This is a genomic window from Helicobacter cynogastricus (assembly GCF_900197855.1).
Lineage (GTDB): Bacteria > Campylobacterota > Campylobacteria > Campylobacterales > Helicobacteraceae > Helicobacter > Helicobacter cynogastricus.
Genome location: NZ_FZMQ01000005.1, coordinates 459,944 through 474,280, shown reverse-complemented (window position 1 = coordinate 474,280; position 14,337 = coordinate 459,944). Strand labels below are relative to the sequence as shown.

Annotated in this window: 15 protein-coding genes and 5 tRNA genes; 7 read left to right on the top strand and 13 right to left on the bottom strand. The window is 42.4% G+C overall.

Annotated features, from left to right (window positions below; all coding sequences use genetic code 11):
* Positions 1-32: 32 nt before the first annotated feature.
* From C6H00_RS03705 to ndk, 5 genes are read right to left on the bottom strand one after another with little or no spacing between them, the layout of a single operon-like run.
* Entirely contained in the window at positions 33-1,031 is a 999-nt protein-coding gene (locus C6H00_RS03705) for a beta-ketoacyl-ACP synthase III (protein ID WP_104749663.1), read from the bottom strand.
* 10 nt (positions 1,032-1,041) lie between these two features.
* The gene (plsX, locus tag C6H00_RS03700) at positions 1,042-2,064 is read right to left on the bottom strand and encodes a phosphate acyltransferase PlsX (RefSeq protein WP_104749662.1); all 1,023 of its coding nucleotides are present in this window, start codon (positions 2,062-2,064) and stop codon (positions 1,042-1,044) included.
* Between the two features lie 15 nt (positions 2,065-2,079).
* Positions 2,080-2,229, bottom strand: a complete 150-nt coding sequence (gene rpmF / locus C6H00_RS03695; RefSeq protein ID WP_013468782.1) for a 50S ribosomal protein L32 — start codon at positions 2,227-2,229, stop codon at positions 2,080-2,082.
* A gap of 10 nt (positions 2,230-2,239) precedes the next feature.
* Complete coding sequence (locus C6H00_RS03690) at positions 2,240-2,608, bottom strand: hypothetical protein (protein ID WP_233704394.1); 369 nt, start codon at positions 2,606-2,608, stop codon at positions 2,240-2,242.
* A 15-nt stretch (positions 2,609-2,623) separates the two neighbouring features.
* Positions 2,624-3,022, bottom strand: coding sequence for a nucleoside-diphosphate kinase (gene ndk, locus C6H00_RS03685; protein ID WP_104749660.1), 399 nt, complete (start codon positions 3,020-3,022; stop codon positions 2,624-2,626).
* 162 nt (positions 3,023-3,184) lie between these two features.
* On the opposite strand from ndk, the gene C6H00_RS08755 reads away from it, so the two are divergent.
* Positions 3,185-4,576 (top strand): hypothetical protein, encoded by a 1,392-nt coding sequence (locus C6H00_RS08755; RefSeq protein WP_233704393.1) that lies wholly within the window; start codon positions 3,185-3,187, stop codon positions 4,574-4,576.
* 30 nt (positions 4,577-4,606) lie between these two features.
* Here the strand turns inward: C6H00_RS08755 and dnaN are convergent, their stop codons facing one another.
* Genes dnaN through der form a run of 3 tightly spaced genes read right to left on the bottom strand, consistent with a single transcriptional unit; the run spans position 4,607 to position 8,780 of the window.
* Positions 4,607-5,677 carry a DNA polymerase III subunit beta gene (gene dnaN, locus C6H00_RS03675; RefSeq protein ID WP_104749659.1) on the bottom strand — a complete coding sequence of 357 codons (1,071 nt, stop codon included), beginning with the start codon at positions 5,675-5,677 and terminating at the stop codon, positions 4,607-4,609.
* 29 nt (positions 5,678-5,706) lie between these two features.
* Positions 5,707-7,476, bottom strand: a complete 1,770-nt coding sequence (locus tag C6H00_RS03670) for an ATP-binding protein (protein ID WP_104749658.1) — start codon at positions 7,474-7,476, stop codon at positions 5,707-5,709.
* Positions 7,473-8,780 carry a ribosome biogenesis GTPase Der gene (gene der, locus C6H00_RS03665; RefSeq protein ID WP_104749657.1) on the bottom strand — a complete coding sequence of 436 codons (1,308 nt, stop codon included), beginning with the start codon at positions 8,778-8,780 and terminating at the stop codon, positions 7,473-7,475. Before der ends, C6H00_RS03670 begins: the two co-directional genes overlap by 4 nt.
* 110 nt (positions 8,781-8,890) lie before the next feature.
* On the opposite strand from der, the gene C6H00_RS03660 reads away from it, so the two are divergent.
* Entirely contained in the window at positions 8,891-9,577 is a 687-nt protein-coding gene (locus C6H00_RS03660) for a cell surface protein (protein WP_104749656.1), read from the top strand.
* On the opposite strand, the gene C6H00_RS03655 is transcribed toward C6H00_RS03660, so the two are convergent.
* From C6H00_RS03655 to C6H00_RS03635, 5 genes are all read right to left on the bottom strand, one after another.
* Positions 9,578-9,653: transfer RNA gene (locus C6H00_RS03655), tRNA-Glu, on the bottom strand.
* 30 nt (positions 9,654-9,683) lie between these two features.
* Positions 9,684-9,760: transfer RNA gene (locus C6H00_RS03650), tRNA-Asp, on the bottom strand.
* Between the two features lies 1 nt (position 9,761).
* Positions 9,762-9,837, bottom strand: a tRNA-Val gene (locus tag C6H00_RS03645).
* A gap of 2 nt (positions 9,838-9,839) precedes the next feature.
* Positions 9,840-9,914, bottom strand: a tRNA-Glu gene (locus C6H00_RS03640).
* A gap of 3 nt (positions 9,915-9,917) precedes the next feature.
* Positions 9,918-9,993, bottom strand: a tRNA-Lys gene (locus C6H00_RS03635).
* A gap of 108 nt (positions 9,994-10,101) precedes the next feature.
* On the opposite strand from C6H00_RS03635, the gene accD reads away from it, so the two are divergent.
* The 5 genes from accD (at position 10,102) to C6H00_RS03610 (ending at position 14,316) form a co-directional block, all read left to right on the top strand.
* The gene (gene accD, locus C6H00_RS03630) at positions 10,102-10,950 is read left to right on the top strand and encodes an acetyl-CoA carboxylase, carboxyltransferase subunit beta (RefSeq protein WP_104749655.1); all 849 of its coding nucleotides are present in this window, start codon (positions 10,102-10,104) and stop codon (positions 10,948-10,950) included.
* Positions 10,947-11,378, top strand: coding sequence for a 23S rRNA (pseudouridine(1915)-N(3))-methyltransferase RlmH (locus C6H00_RS03625; protein ID WP_104749654.1), 432 nt, complete (start codon positions 10,947-10,949; stop codon positions 11,376-11,378). Before accD ends, C6H00_RS03625 begins: the two co-directional genes overlap by 4 nt.
* Before the next feature lie 24 nt (positions 11,379-11,402).
* Positions 11,403-12,440, top strand: a complete 1,038-nt coding sequence (locus tag C6H00_RS03620) for a hypothetical protein (RefSeq protein WP_233704392.1) — start codon at positions 11,403-11,405, stop codon at positions 12,438-12,440.
* A 57-nt stretch (positions 12,441-12,497) separates the two neighbouring features.
* The gene (locus C6H00_RS03615) at positions 12,498-12,869 is read left to right on the top strand and encodes a hypothetical protein (RefSeq protein WP_104749652.1); all 372 of its coding nucleotides are present in this window, start codon (positions 12,498-12,500) and stop codon (positions 12,867-12,869) included.
* Positions 12,870-12,960: 91 nt separating this feature from the next.
* Positions 12,961-14,316 carry an FAD-dependent oxidoreductase gene (locus tag C6H00_RS03610; RefSeq protein ID WP_104749651.1) on the top strand — a complete coding sequence of 452 codons (1,356 nt, stop codon included), beginning with the start codon at positions 12,961-12,963 and terminating at the stop codon, positions 14,314-14,316.
* Positions 14,317-14,337 lie beyond the last annotated feature (21 nt).

Here is a 14,337-nt window from a genome sequence, read left to right as displayed (position 1 = left end):
AAAGTTTCAATTTTAACGCCCTCTGGCTAAAACTAAGCTTGATCGCCACCATAATATACCAAAGCTGAACCCCAAGTGAGCCCCCCACCAAAAGCATCCAATAACATCAGATCGCCTTTTTTAAGTCGCCCTTGTTTGTAAACTTCATCAATAGCCATAGGAATACTAGCAGCTGAAGTATTGCCGTATTTTTGCACCGTGAGAACTACCTGTTCTTCACTAAAAGACAGATGACTTTGCACCGCTTGAATGATGCGCAGATTTGCTTGATGGGGGATGAAATAAGCGATCTCTTCAGGGCGGATAGCATTGGCTTCCAAAATGTCTTCTACATCCTTTAAAAGGGTTTTGATAGCCAGTTTAAAAACTTCGTTGCCCTTCATGTGCAAGGTTTGCTTAGGGGGGCCTTCTTCTGGGATAAACACGCTGGATTTAAGCGTACGCGGGGTGTAGAGATAATTTGCGTGATGACCATTAGCTGCAATCTTGACATCTAAAATACTCTCTTTAATGTTCTCTGTGCTCCCCACCACACACGCCCCAGCTCCATCTCCAAAGAGCACACAAGTGCTCCGATCCTCAAAATCTAAAACACTACTACAACACTCCGCTCCTACGATGAGAATGTGTTTATACATGCCACTCTCTATGAAAGCTTTAGCTGTGGCTAAGAGATAAATAAAACCGCTACAAGCGGCAATGATGTCCATGCTAGGCGTGCTATCCAGCCCCAATTTTGCTGCCAACACACAGGCAGTAGAAGGCATGCACATGTAATCCGGGCTCAAAGTGCCCACCAAAACTAAATCGATGTCCTCTTTACTGATTCTTGCGCGCACAATCGCCTCTTTAGCAGCCAGCACGCCCAAATCACTACTCTTTTCCTCAGAGGTGGCAAAATAGCGAGTCTTTATACCTGTCCGCTTCTGAATCCACTCATCACTAGTATCCAAAAGGGGTTCAAACGCGCTATTTTCCACACAAGCCTTAGGCACATAAGATGCCACAGATTTTAACGCTGCATAAGGCATGTTTCTCCTTTTAAGATGATGGCGCGCCCTTGTAATCAAAAGCTTGCATCATTTTCTCACACACGCCACTTTCTTTAGCCTTAATGGCTTGATAAATAGCGCATTCAATGGCGCGGGCATTGCTCTTGCCATGACTAATAATCACAGCCTTGCTTACACCCAAGAGGGGCGCGCCCCCATATTCAGCATAGTCTGTCTTTTGCTTGAGAGTGTCAAAAGCACCTTTAAGGAGCATAGCCCCTAGCTTTGCCCCAAAGCTATGGCGGATTTCATTTTTGAACACAGAGCCAATCGCACTAGCTGTTCCCTCAATAGTTTTTAACACCACATTACCTACAAAGCCATCACAGACAACAACATCCACGGTATTATCAAAAATATCATTACCCTCCACATTACCCTTAAAAATAGGCGTGCTGGTCGAGTGATCGCCAAAAAGAGGGTATTCACTAATGAGCCTAAAAGCCTCTTTAGTAATGAGGTTTCCCTTACTATCCTCTTCGCCATTGGAGAGAAGTCCGATAGTGGGATTTTCATACCCTAACACACTTTTAGCGTACTGGTAACCCATGATGGCAAAGTCTAAGAGATATTCTGCCCGACAATCCGTATTTGCGCCCACATCTAGGCACAAGCTTGCTCGGTCTTTAATGGAAGGCATTAGAGTGCAGAGTGCAGGGCGACTAACCCCTTTAATGCGTCCAATTTTAAGGGTGGCTAACCCCATTGTTGCCCCGCTATGTCCGGCTGAAACCAATGCATCCGCCCCATTTTTAAGAATATCCATTCCCACAAAAATAGAGGACTTCTTGCGTTTGAGTGCATCGGTGGCATGTTCTTCCATGCGGATATAATCCGGGCAGTCAATGATCTCAACTTTGGGAGCGAGGTCTTTGGAAATAAAAGTCTTAGCTTTTTGTGCATCACCTACCATGACCGCTTTAAAGGTTTTGGTGCTGAGTGCCTGAGAAACCCCTTCAATGATGGGCAAAACCCCCTGGTCTGCTCCCATCATATCAATAACAATTTTCATCGCGCCAACCTAGCGTTATTTGTAAGTGCCCGTGAATTTATTGGTAAAATGAGGCAACTTCCAACTTCCATCTTTAGTTTTAACGGGCATAGCCAACTTCACGCTGTAATGCGTGCGTCTTTTTCTGCCTCTTGTTTTGCTCACGCGTCTATCAGGAACTGCCATAATTTATCCTTTATGAATTTATTTGATCTTTGTAATGGTAATCGCTATGGATGGATTGCGCTTCTGCAAGCAACAAAGCATTCAAATCAATGCAACCATCCAAGCTTTCTACAATGTCCATAGTATCCACAAGCCGCCCACCAATGTATTGCTGTCTTTGCGTGCCTTGATAAATACCATCTGAAAAGCAAAAGAGAATTTTTTGAGAGATGGTTTTATTAAAAAGCACTCCACTAGAAGCGCATGCCACCTCCATCTCTCCACACAATTTTCCTTCCAACAAAAACAATTTGCTATCCACGCGCCACAACTCCCCCTCCAAGCACAAACCCTCCGCTTCTACGCGGATGGGTTTAGGGCTAGCACTAATTTTGCGCATTTCTAGCTTCATGACCTAGGCGAAGAAAAAGGCAATCTCTTTTTGGGCGTTTTCAGTACTATCACTTCCATGCACAACATTGGCATCAATATTATCTGCAAAATCAGCGCGGATAGTGCCCGGTTTAGCCACTTTTGGATCTGTAGCCCCCATTAACTCACGATTCTTTTCTACTGCGTTCTCGCCCTCTAACACCATCACAACCACCTCTCCGCTGGTCATAAAAGCCATTAAGTCCTTGAAAAACGGGCGTTCTTTGTGCACAGCGTAAAAGTCATGCGCTTGCTCTGGAGTTAGTTTGAGGCGTTTGATGCGCACCACCTCTAAACCTGCCTCTTCAAAACGCGTGATGATTTTGCCGATGATGCGCTTTTGCACCCCATCGGGCTTGATGATGGAAAGTGTCCTAGACATCTGTATCCTTAAAAGTCGATCTTGTAAACCTAACATTCTAGCAAGATAATTTAAGTTTTTAGCTTAAGTTGCTCGAGTCGTTGAGATTTAGGTATTAAGCGAAAATGCAGGTTGGTATGCTGTAGAATTCGATTCTAATCTTTTAGTTTTAGGAAGTTGTGAATGCGCTATAGCTGTAAAAGTCTGTTGTTTGTATCTACCTGTGGCTTGGTGTTTTTGGGTTGTGCCCATAAGAGTGGGGCGGATTTGGACAAATTCCGCCAAAACTATTATGCACAACAGCACCAAAAAGCCGATGTATTGTCTAAGGAATTGGTCGCCAAAGACAAGAAGCAAAGGGATGCCTCTTTGTGGAATTTAGAAAATGGGGTCAATGCCTTTATGGCAGGTAATTATAAAGATTCGTTGAATGCCTTAGATAAGGCAAATAAAACCTTTGATACGAGTTGGAAGAACATGGAAAAAGGTTTAGCAAAAGTGGGTGCGGCGACCTTTGGGAGCGCGACCAATGTGCCTTATGAGGGGCATATGTATGAGTGGACTCTCACCAACTACTACATGGCACTAGATTATGCTTTTATGGATAAATTTAATGAAGCTCGTGTAGAGTTTAACCGCGCTGTAGATCGCCAACGCCGTATCAAAGAAGCCTATGCGAAGCAAATTGCCAAGGTCAATGCCGATATGGAAAAGGCTAAAAAGAAAGATGGCAATAAGGCAAAAGGCATGGAAAATTCTATGAAAGGTTTAGATCAGGAGTTGAGTAAAAGATACTCTAGTCTTGAGAAATTTAAGGCCTATGATGGCTTTATTAATCCTATGGTGAGCTATGTCGCTGGATTATTTTACGCCACCAATGGAGATAATAAGGGAATTGACGATCTCAAAGAAGCCTATGGAATAAGCCAAATCCCGCTCCTTGCCCAAGACATTAAACATTTTGAAAGCCACTCGCCCAAAAAGATGACTTGGGTGATTGTTGAAGATGGAATGCAACCCACTTTAGAAGAGTATAAGATTACAGAATTTAATTTCGCCCTACCTCTCTTAAAGCCGGGTAAAGATTTCCATAAAACTTTTCAAATTAGTGCTAGTGGCAAGGCGGAAAATTTGGAAGTTCTCTCCCACTTTAACGCCATAGTGCAGAAAGAGTATCAAACCACTTTACCTGCTATTAAAGCTCGCGCTATCACTTCGGCGATCTTAAAAACTGGCGCAGAAGCAGGCTTGGTAGGTGGAGGTGCAGCTGTGGGTGGAAGTGCTGGTTTAGCCATGCAAGCTGCAGGGGTTGGTCTAGCCATGCTTAATAAAGCCACTACGGCGGCGGATACTCGTAGCTCAAATGTCTTTCCCAACACTATTTACGCTGGACGCGTGAATAATGGTACTGATTTTAGTCTTGTGATCGATGGCGCATCCAAGCCCTTTAAATTTGTAACTTGTGCGGGTAAAAGCGCGCCAAGTGCTAATCAAGTTTGTAGCGATACAAATAACATTATCTTTGTGCGCGCTTTCCCAGTAGCCAACACTATCAAGGTGTTAACTTTGAAGTAGGCACAAAATGGAGGGGAAAAGGAGGGGAAATTACACTGCTACGGGCATGACCACGGTGATGAAGCCGTCCTTTTGAATCACAAAAGGTTGATTCTCAACGCCAAGACAAAAATCAAAAGTAGGGGTGGAGAGGGCACTCAGAGCATCTAATAGGTGGCGTGCTTGAGCATGGATGACAAAGCCATCTAGGGGGGTGGTCGCTTCTATAAAAGTAGAAGCGAAACTAGGGCTTTCTGTCTGCAAGGTTTCAAATTCAATCTTGTCGGGACGGAAAATAATTTTAGTTGTAGCTCCTAGTGCCTGTGTGATGTTGATCGCGTCTTTGAAATCTTGAGTATTACATTCCAATTGGTGGGCAAATGTAGAGGGTATAATATTTTGGTAATGCGGATATTTGCCACTGATGAGTTTGGCAAACAATACCATAGAAGCGTTTTTAAAGAAGATTACATTTTCATCATAGCACATTTCAAAATCCCCTCTAAAAAGTTTGGCAACTTCAAGCATTGCTCGTTTTGGGAGAATTAATTCTTGTCTATCTGTGCTAATCTCTCCCTCAATCTCCATCTGCACGACAGAGAGCCTTCTAGTATCTGTAGCCACAAGCTCCAAATTTTCTTGGAGGGCTAAAAGCACGCCCGAGAATTCATATTTAGAGGCATTCGTTGTAATAACTTGAGAGAGCTTTTTGAAGTAGTCGCTCAGAGTGGAATCCTCAAAATGTATAGCGCGAAGTTGATTGTAAGCGGGGAATGAAGGAAAATGTTCCTTATCTAAGAGAGGCAATTTAAATTTAGATCGTTTAAAGTGGACATGTATAAAGTTTTCTTGACTCTCCAAGAGCAAATCCCCCTTTTCCAGCTTAGAAATGATATCTAACAAATATTTGGCGTTAAGAACCGCGCTACCGGGTTCTTGGGCGGGAATATTTAAAGTCAAGCATAGCCCCATTTCCAAATCATTGGCCTGAAAAACTAGGATGTCTGATTTAGCTTCAATGCAGACATGAGAGGTGATATTAGCCATGTCTTTTTTGTTGGTGAAGGCGATGAGGTCTTTGAGCGCAGTCTCTAATTCTGTTTTAGCAATAGTGAACTTCACAATAATCCTTTAAAAGTTTTTGAAGAGTGTTAAACACCAAATCCGATATTTTTAGCCCCCTCAAAATTCCCCTGTCTCTCTTTGTGGATTTCTGCTAAAAAATCCTCTAGGGTGAAAGTCGGATGTGGATAAGTTGCTACTTTGCAAGCAGTGTTTTTAACCACAAGGGCAATTTGCCCCCCGCTTAGAGAATGGCGTGCTAGGGTATTGGCTAGGCTTTCTGGAGTATGTCCTCCCGCATAAGGGGCATGCGCGGGTAAATATTGTTGCCAAAGCTGGACTCGCTGTGCAAAAGTAGGGGGTTTAAATTCGATTTTGTGGTTGAAGCGGCGTGAAAAAGCGGTGTCTAGGGTCTCTAATAAATTTGTGGTAGCGATTAAAACCCCTTCAAATTTTTCAATCTGGTGCAAAAAAATATTTTGCATTTGGTTGTGCATTTTATCTGCCCCGCTAGTCGCTGTGGTACGGCTACTCAAGAATTGATCAGCTTCATCTAAAAACAAAATGGGAGGGGTTTTGCATTGTTTGGCAATTTTATAGTAATCATCAAAAATTCTGCGTACATTCTTTTCAGATTCGCCTACATACATGGAGAGAATTTTAGAGCAGTCAAAGCAGAGCACTTCTTTTTTAAGACTTTTGGCTAAAGCGAGCGCGCTTATGGTTTTACCCGTCCCCGGAGGGCCATAAAAGATAATTCTAGCATCTACACGCGCTTCTTTAATGATTCCCCAACTCCGTAGCCGTGCTTGCAGTTTGGGATCGATTTGCCTACATAAAATCTCCAATGTCTCCCTAGTTTTTTGACTTAGGACCACATCCTCTAAACCTAATTTAGGTTCTAAGGCCTCAAAAATGTCGCTGTCTTTAAGAATATTTTTTAAAGTATTTCCACTTTTGGGGTGAGAATTAGGCACTGAGATCGCGTCTAAAACCCAATCTTGTAAAAAATATTGTCTCACCATTTGTCTCACTACACTCTGACTAAAAGGGTCTAGTACTTCTTCAAAATCTATAATTCCTTTTTGAAGCAGAGGGGCTTTGGGACTTAAAAGAGAGGTGTCTATCGGCGTATCCACACATGGCAAATTGATAAGACTTTTAAAGTCGCAACCCTCATCAATCCGTGTATAATCTTCTGTATAGGCATTCTTGAGCAAGGCAAAAAAGAGAATCTGCTCGGCATGTTTAAGATGGTATTTGTGCAAGAACTTTTGTATTTCAAAAGGGTGGGGTGTGCTCTCTAGGCGGGTGCTTATTTGTTGGTTTAAACACTGGATTTGTGCATGGACATGTTTTTTTACACAAGAATCTTTTTGCCGTTGAAATTTATATAAAAGATCGATAAGAGAAAACCAATCGTTTAGATACTCTAAATGATCTTCATAGGGATTTGTATTTACAGGCACTTCCTCATTATGCCCTTTTTCAAGGAGTTTAAAAAAAGCAGGGCTGAGGCTTAAGCAACTATCTACAAGCTCCAACAACGAGAACTCTTGAGTTCTGATTCGCTTTTCTTGTACCCATTCTAAACTTACGAGTCGCTTGATATGTTCAAGAGAGATCAACATAGCATTTAAAGAGTCTGTAACCTTGCCCTCTAAGATTTCAGACATAGAGGCTACATTTTTTTCTAAAATTTGCCTAACTTCTACCTCAACCTGTCCCTTGAGGTATTCTTTAAGCAAATGGCGCAATATCTGCGCCTCTTCTTTGTTGCACGCAAGGGCAGGGAAAATATGCGTCTCATCAACATGGCTAGCGGTTAAAAAATCCTGAAAATGAGGCATTAAACTCATTGACTTTTCTTGTCCCGTGTACTTAGGATAATTGGTGTGCCTAAAAATCCAAATTTTTGGCGTAACACATTTATCAAATAGCGTTTATAGCTAAAGTGCAATGCTTTTGGACGATTCATCACTAAAGCGATTTGAGGTGGGCAGGAGGCAAATTGTGTACCATAGTAAATGCGCACAATCTTGCCGTGATCGCTAGGCAAAGGGTGTTTTTGAGTAGCCTCTGCAATGACTTGATTAAGTGTGCTGGTGGGGATGCGTTTGCAAAAATGTGCGTACACTTCTAGGATTTTGTCCTTAATTTTCTCAATATGCCGCTTGTCTAACGCACTAGCTGTGATCGTGGGTGCATAGTGTAAAAACTTAAACTTGTGTTTAAAATTCTCCATGATTGCCTCAAAATTAGCATGTCTGATGTCCCACTTATTGAATACAACCACGACACCCAAGCGATGTTTATCCACTAAAGCAGCGATCTTTTCATCTAGGTCTACAAAGGGGGCACTCACATCTAAGACCAAGATCGCAATTTGAGATTGTTCAAGCACCTTAGTTGTGCGATCTAGAGCGTATTTTTCTAGCCCCTGAATTTTGCTTCTTTGGCGTAAACCTGCTGTGTCCACAAAACAAATTTCTTGACTATGATGTGTAATGTATTGATCTACGGGGTCTATAGTTGTACCGGCTACTTCTGAAACTAAAGCGCGTTCCTGTTGCACTAACGCGTTTAATAACGAACTCTTGCCCACATTTACACGCCCAATAATACCCACTTGAATCGCAGATACAGAGGGAGGTATCTCTTGTGTAGAACTCTCTTGGAGACCTAACTTAGAGATAATGGTCTGTATGAGGGGTTGAAGGCCTTTTTGATGGCTTGCAGAAACAAAGAACATTGCTTTGGCCCCAAAATTTGCAAAACTATAAGCTTCCCTTGCCTCTTGATCATTGTCTATTTTATTAACGATGAGAAAGCAGTTTTGTACCCTTTGGCATATCTGATAAAAATAGTTTTTGTCTTCATCTAAAGGGATTTGTTTACCATCTACCACATAGAGCACAAGATCGCATTTTTGAACGATCTCTAGGCTATGTTTGGTAATTTGTGTCCCCAAAACATGACCGGGATCAAGGCCTCCAGTATCCAATAGCTGTACATAGCGTCCCCCTAAGGAAACTATACCCTGCCTAATGTCTCTAGTCGTGCCAGCGATTGTGGAAGTGATAGCCTGCCTACCTCTAACTAAGCAATTAAAGAGGGAGCTTTTGCCCACATTAGGGCGACCCATAAGGGCGATTACACGCATTCCAAGCCTATATCCCTAAATTTCTCTTTAAGCATGAAGTTTTACTAAACCCTCTATAATTAAGACATCATAGCCTATTATAAACTTTAAAACTTAAGAAGGGTTTTTTAATGAGAGAAGTGTTGAGGGCATTTTGTGCGTGCAAGTTCTATACAATTTCCATAGCCTATATTGCCTTGACACTGGGTGTAGCCGGGTGTTGGGAACAACCCGACAATAACCAAAATTCCCAAAACCAAGCCTCCCAATACAATGCGACTCCCAGTCCGCAACCCCATATTCAACTCGTCAGTATCAAAAAAGAAGCCCCTAAAAAAGTGATTTTTTCGCAAGAAAATTACTATCCTTTGAATGGACAGGAAGTTGGTGTGAGCGAATCTAATAATCATCTTTTCCTAGAAATTTATTCGTTTAAATTGCAAAAATTCATGCAGGGTGAAGATTTTTTGACTAAGAGACAAACGCAAATTTTTGCCTTGAACAATTCTTCTACACAAATCACCAATGTAGAAGGGAAACTTAAAACCTATAAATACACCCAAAAGCCAGAAAAAGAGGCCAAGATCAACACGGCCTACCAACGCTATTCTCTTAAGCCTTATACGCCGACTCGTTTTGAGATTGAGGGCATTCAAAAAATTCCCTACAAATTCAATACAACAGATTGTCGCATTGTAATTAGCAAGCAACTGATTGACACCTTTGCGCATAGCAAGGAGATCAGCATTAACTTAGACTTTAAACGCGAGTTGCGCAATAAGGCAACCTTTGAACTCTATTTAGAATGTCCGCGCTAATGGCGACCCCTGGAGGATTTGAACTTCCGTTTCCACCTTGAAAGAGTGGTATCCTTGGCCACTAGATGAAGGGGTCGATGAAAACAAAATTAAAAGTTTGGGGAAGTGGCGGAACGGACGGGACTTGAACCCGCGACCCCCTGCGTGACAGGCAGGTATTCTAACCAGCTGAACTACCGCTCCATGGTGGTCGCTATAAGACTCGAACTTATGACATCCACCTTGTAAGGGTGGCGCTCTACCAACTGAGCTAAGCGACCGGTGGTGACTCCTAGGGGATTTGAACCCCTGTAACCACCGTGAAAGGGTGGTATCCTAACCGCTAGATGAAGGAGCCTTTTGGTGACCCGTGCTGGATTCGAACCAGCGGCCCATTCCTTAAAAGGGAATTGCTCTACCTGCTGAGCTAACGGGTCATTTGCAAAAAAGCAAATACTACACTATTTACAAGTCTTTGTCAAGACTAAATGTGCTAAAATCACCCGGTTATTTTCATCAAATCAATTTTTCAAAAAGGTTGTTGCATGGGATTTGCCGATTTCCTCAAGAGTCTTAAGAAGAACAGAGTGCAATCTTCTGAAAAAGACATGCCCAGTCATTGGATCAAATGCCCGCAGTGCAACGCACTTATGTACTATAAAGAAGTGTTTGCCAAGCACCATGTTTGCTTGAAATGTCATTATCATTTCCGCATGAGTGCTGAGGATCGCATTGATTTTCTCTGCGACCCAGGGACCTTTGTGGAGTTTGATAAAGAATTACAACCAGTAGACCCACTCAACTTTGTAGACAAGGAGAGTTATAAACAACGCGTTAAGAAATACCAGGCTAAAACAGGGCGGCCCAGCTCGGTTATTAGCGGAGAAGGTGAAGTCAACGAAATTAGAATGCAAATTGTGATCTTTGATTTTGCCTTTATGGGGGGCTCTTTGGGCTCTGTGGAGGGAGAAAAGATTGTGCGTGCGATCAATCGCGCCGTGCAAAAACGCCAAGCTTTGTTAATCGTTTCAGCTAGTGGGGGGGCACGCATGCAAGAATCCACCTATTCACTCATGCAAATGGCCAAAACCAGTGCTGCACTTAACAAGCTTTCAGAAGCCAAATTGCCCTTTATTTCTTTGCTTACAGACCCCACCTTTGGGGGTGTGAGTGCCTCTTTTGCTTTTTTAGGCGATCTTATCATCGCTGAACCCGGGGCTATGATCGGTTTTGCTGGCGCGCGCGTGATCAAGCAAACCATTGGTACAGAACTCCCACAAGGCTTTCAGAGCGCAGAATTCCTCCTAGAACATGGCTTGATTGATATGATTATCCAACGCAAAGACCTTAAAAAGAGCATTAGCGATCTGGTGGGTATGCTCACGCATGCATGACCTACCACATTTATGCTATTGCTAAGCCCAATCCCCAAATCGCCCCGCTTGTGGCGCATTACCAACGCCAATGCCAGCAATTTGGTGCACAACTCAATCTTACCGATCTTAACCCTAGCAAGCACAACAACCCAGCCAGTTACACCAAAACCCTAAGCCCCTATCTTAAGCCCTCTGCTCTACTTTTAGCCTTGCACCCTGCGGGCAAGAGCTGTAGTAGCCAAAAGTTTAGCCAGTTATTAAGTACACATGCACGCATTCATTTTTTCATCGGCGGGGCTTTTGGCTTTGAAGAGGCGTTTTTAAGGCATTGTCAACCCCTGAGTTTGAGCGCGCTCACTCTAAGCCATGAGATTGCTAAACTGGTGCTGTGTGAACAAATCTTTAGAGGGCTTTCTCTTTTACACAATCACCCTTACCATAAATAGGGCTATTAGCTACTTTAAGCTATAATGGACATTTTGGAGGAAGTTATGAAATTACGCTATTATACGGCCTTCTCGATACTATTCTTCATTGTGCTGGGTTGGTATGTGCATGGCATCGCCCCGGGCTATTTTACTATCTCTATCTCTACAAGCACTTTGGATTTGCCCATTGCTTTTTGGGTTGTGGGGGTAGTGTTGCTTTTTTTTGGGTTTACTTTGCTTTTTGTTCTTTATGGCAATATGATGGGTTTATTTACCCGTTACCATGAGCGGCGCGATATGGACAAGTTGGTGCAACAGATTATAGAGCAGGACACTAAAGACACTTTTACTAAGTCTCACTACCATAACCCTACTTTTGCGACTTTATCTAAGATTCTTAGTCGTTTTAATCTCCATGCAGATCCTGGTAGCCCTGAGAGCGGGTATGAGAAAGTCGATCGCCTCTTTACCTACTACCAAGATATTAACGAGGATCGGGCTGTGGACCTACATAAATATGACTTTGCTCGCCAAAATCCCTTCTATTTTCATAATTTACAAAATCAAATCCATCAAGACCTCAAATGCGCTCAGGATTTTCTCAAAAGAGAAGATTTAGGTCCTGAAATCAAGCGCACCGCGCTTATTGCCATTATTCAGCGAGGATCGAGCAAGGATTTATCCAAAGCACTCAAAGGCGCGCAACATCTCTTAGATAAAGAAGTTTTAAATCATTTACTGGATGCCTATTGGCACGACAAAACTACACTGAACCAAGAGGAGATGGTACATCTGTGCACTTTGGTAGGCTATGAAGGAAAGGATTATCTGCAACTAGCCAAACAATCTAAGGCCATTCTTGCTCCCGATGCGCGTTTTAAATTCTTTGAAGCATTGGCAACTAAAGATGAGCGTGCTGAAAAAAGCTTTCTCTATATCCTGCTTGATTTGGAAATGATTGAACAGGCTAGAGAACGCTTGAATAGCCACCCTAAAGATGAATTTATGGTCATCAATGCTTATTTGGAACTTAAAGCTATAGATAAAACTTATCCGCTTGAAGTCTTTTTTGGAATGTAGTGCGCGCAAGAAAATGACCAAAAGGCCGATCTATATGGGTAAAAGCAAGGAGGCAGCATGTCTTCTTTTACGGGCAATCTTACTCATATTAATCAGAACGCGCCCTTTGGGTCGATTGTCTATCAAAATGCCCTACCAAAACTCGATCAAGAGAGTCAAAAGGAATTTATTGAGAGATTGCAAGCTATACAAGAAACACGAGCCCTTGAAAAGAATAAGGCGGTACATAGAGACAAAGAGGAGTCTCCCTCTCAACAACAGCAATTTCAGCAAGAACAATCTCAAGCAGATCGCCGTTGTCTCAATGGGGATAAACGCCACTGCTATCATGGCCATTATTATAGCGACAGCGCGTTGGATCGCGCGCTGGAGAATACAGAAGAGCTTGAAGGGTTCTTAGAACCTCATGTTTTGGATGTTATTATTTAATATTTATTCACAATTTTAAAGATTGCTTTTGGAGAGGGTTAGCTATTTGCTATAATTCGCATCGACAATTCTAATTTAATGGAGGATACATATGAGTTATGAGTATGATTTGGCAGTCATTGGTTTTGGCAAGGCAGGGAAAACTTTAGCGGCTATGGCAGCTAAAAAGGGTCAGAAAGTTGCGCTTATCGAACAATCTAAAGACATGTATGGGGGGACTTGCATTAATATTGGTTGTATTCCCTCTAAAGCTCTTTTAAGCTTGGCAACGCACAAGAAAGGTACCTCAGGCTACAAAGAAAGCATCGAAGAAAAAAATAAGCTAGTAACCTTATTGCGAGAAAAAAACTATCAAGCCCTTGTTGGAGCAGGAGTTACGCTATTAGAAGGCCAAGCAAGTTTTAAAGACTCTCATACATTGATGATTTATCATGAGGATAGCTGTAAAGAGGTGAGTGCACGCACAATCGTAATCAACACCGGTTCTATCCCTACCACTCCATCTATTCCTATCGAGTCTAAATGCGTCTATGATAGCACTTCTTTGATGCAACTTGACAAATTGCCTTCGCATTTGGTCGTAGTGGGTGGGGGTTATATTGGCCTAGAATTTGCAAGTATGTTTAATCTTTTTGGGCGCATGGGACAGAAAAATATTACCCAAGTGAGTGTTTTACTGCGCGGAGATACCTTTTTGCCCAAGGAGGACACTCTTTTTCAAAAGAGTATCTTAGATTCTCTGACAAGCAAGGGGATTCAAGTCATCTATAACGCTAGCGTGGATAGCATTGTTGAGCACCAAGTCCACTACACAGACACTAAGACACAAGAAAAACTTTCTTTGGAGGCGGACGCTTTTTTATTAGCCATAGGGCGTGTGCCTGATACAGCAGGGTTGCAACTAGAAAAAGCAGGCTTAAAATTAGGCACACATAAGGAAATTTTGACCAATGAATTTCTTGTCGCTAATGCTGAACATGAGGGTAATATCTATGCAGTCGGAGATGTAAAGGGGGGAGACATGTTTACCACCTATGTTAGCTTGGATGATTTTAGGATTGTTTCTCAACATCTTTATGGAGATAAATCTCGCTCTACAAAAAATCGCGGCGTTCTACCCGAAGTGCTCTACATAGAAACCCCCTATAGCCATGTGGGTATGCGTGCTAAAGATATTGAGAAATCAGGCAAAAAAGTGTTGGTTAAAACCCTAGAGAGTGCTGCTATGCCAGGAGCTAGAGTGATAGAGAATACTACGGGGCGTTTGCAGGTGCTTGTAGAGGACAATGCACAGCAGAGAGTGCTTGGAGCTAGCTTGCATTGCGCTCTCTCTTATGAGGTGATCAACCTCTTTAGTCTAGCCATAAATCACCATTTAAGCTTTAGCGCGCTCAAAGATATGATTTACACACACCCTTCTATTACTGAAGGATTGAATCTTTTCTGATATGTTAGATAGATTTTTATT

Coding starts and splice junctions, on each gene's coding strand:
- plsX (WP_104749662.1), bottom strand. CDS start 2,064: ATGAAAATTGTTATTGATATGATGGGAGCAGACCAGGGGGTTTTGCCC.
- C6H00_RS03705 (WP_104749663.1), bottom strand. CDS start 1,031: ATGCCTTATGCAGCGTTAAAATCTGTGGCATCTTATGTGCCTAAGGCT.
- rpmF (WP_013468782.1), bottom strand. CDS start 2,229: ATGGCAGTTCCTGATAGACGCGTGAGCAAAACAAGAGGCAGAAAAAGA.
- C6H00_RS03625 (WP_104749654.1), top strand. CDS start 10,947: ATGACCTACCACATTTATGCTATTGCTAAGCCCAATCCCCAAATCGCC.
- C6H00_RS03610 (WP_104749651.1), top strand. CDS start 12,961: ATGAGTTATGAGTATGATTTGGCAGTCATTGGTTTTGGCAAGGCAGGG.
- ndk (WP_104749660.1), bottom strand. CDS start 3,022: ATGTCTAGGACACTTTCCATCATCAAGCCCGATGGGGTGCAAAAGCGC.
- accD (WP_104749655.1), top strand. CDS start 10,102: ATGGGATTTGCCGATTTCCTCAAGAGTCTTAAGAAGAACAGAGTGCAA.
- C6H00_RS08755 (WP_233704393.1), top strand. CDS start 3,185: ATGCGCTATAGCTGTAAAAGTCTGTTGTTTGTATCTACCTGTGGCTTG.
- C6H00_RS03620 (WP_233704392.1), top strand. CDS start 11,403: ATGGACATTTTGGAGGAAGTTATGAAATTACGCTATTATACGGCCTTC.
- C6H00_RS03690 (WP_233704394.1), bottom strand. CDS start 2,608: ATGCGCAAAATTAGTGCTAGCCCTAAACCCATCCGCGTAGAAGCGGAG.
- C6H00_RS03670 (WP_104749658.1), bottom strand. CDS start 7,476: ATGAGTTTAATGCCTCATTTTCAGGATTTTTTAACCGCTAGCCATGTT.
- der (WP_104749657.1), bottom strand. CDS start 8,780: ATGCGTGTAATCGCCCTTATGGGTCGCCCTAATGTGGGCAAAAGCTCC.
- C6H00_RS03660 (WP_104749656.1), top strand. CDS start 8,891: ATGAGAGAAGTGTTGAGGGCATTTTGTGCGTGCAAGTTCTATACAATT.
- C6H00_RS03615 (WP_104749652.1), top strand. CDS start 12,498: ATGTCTTCTTTTACGGGCAATCTTACTCATATTAATCAGAACGCGCCC.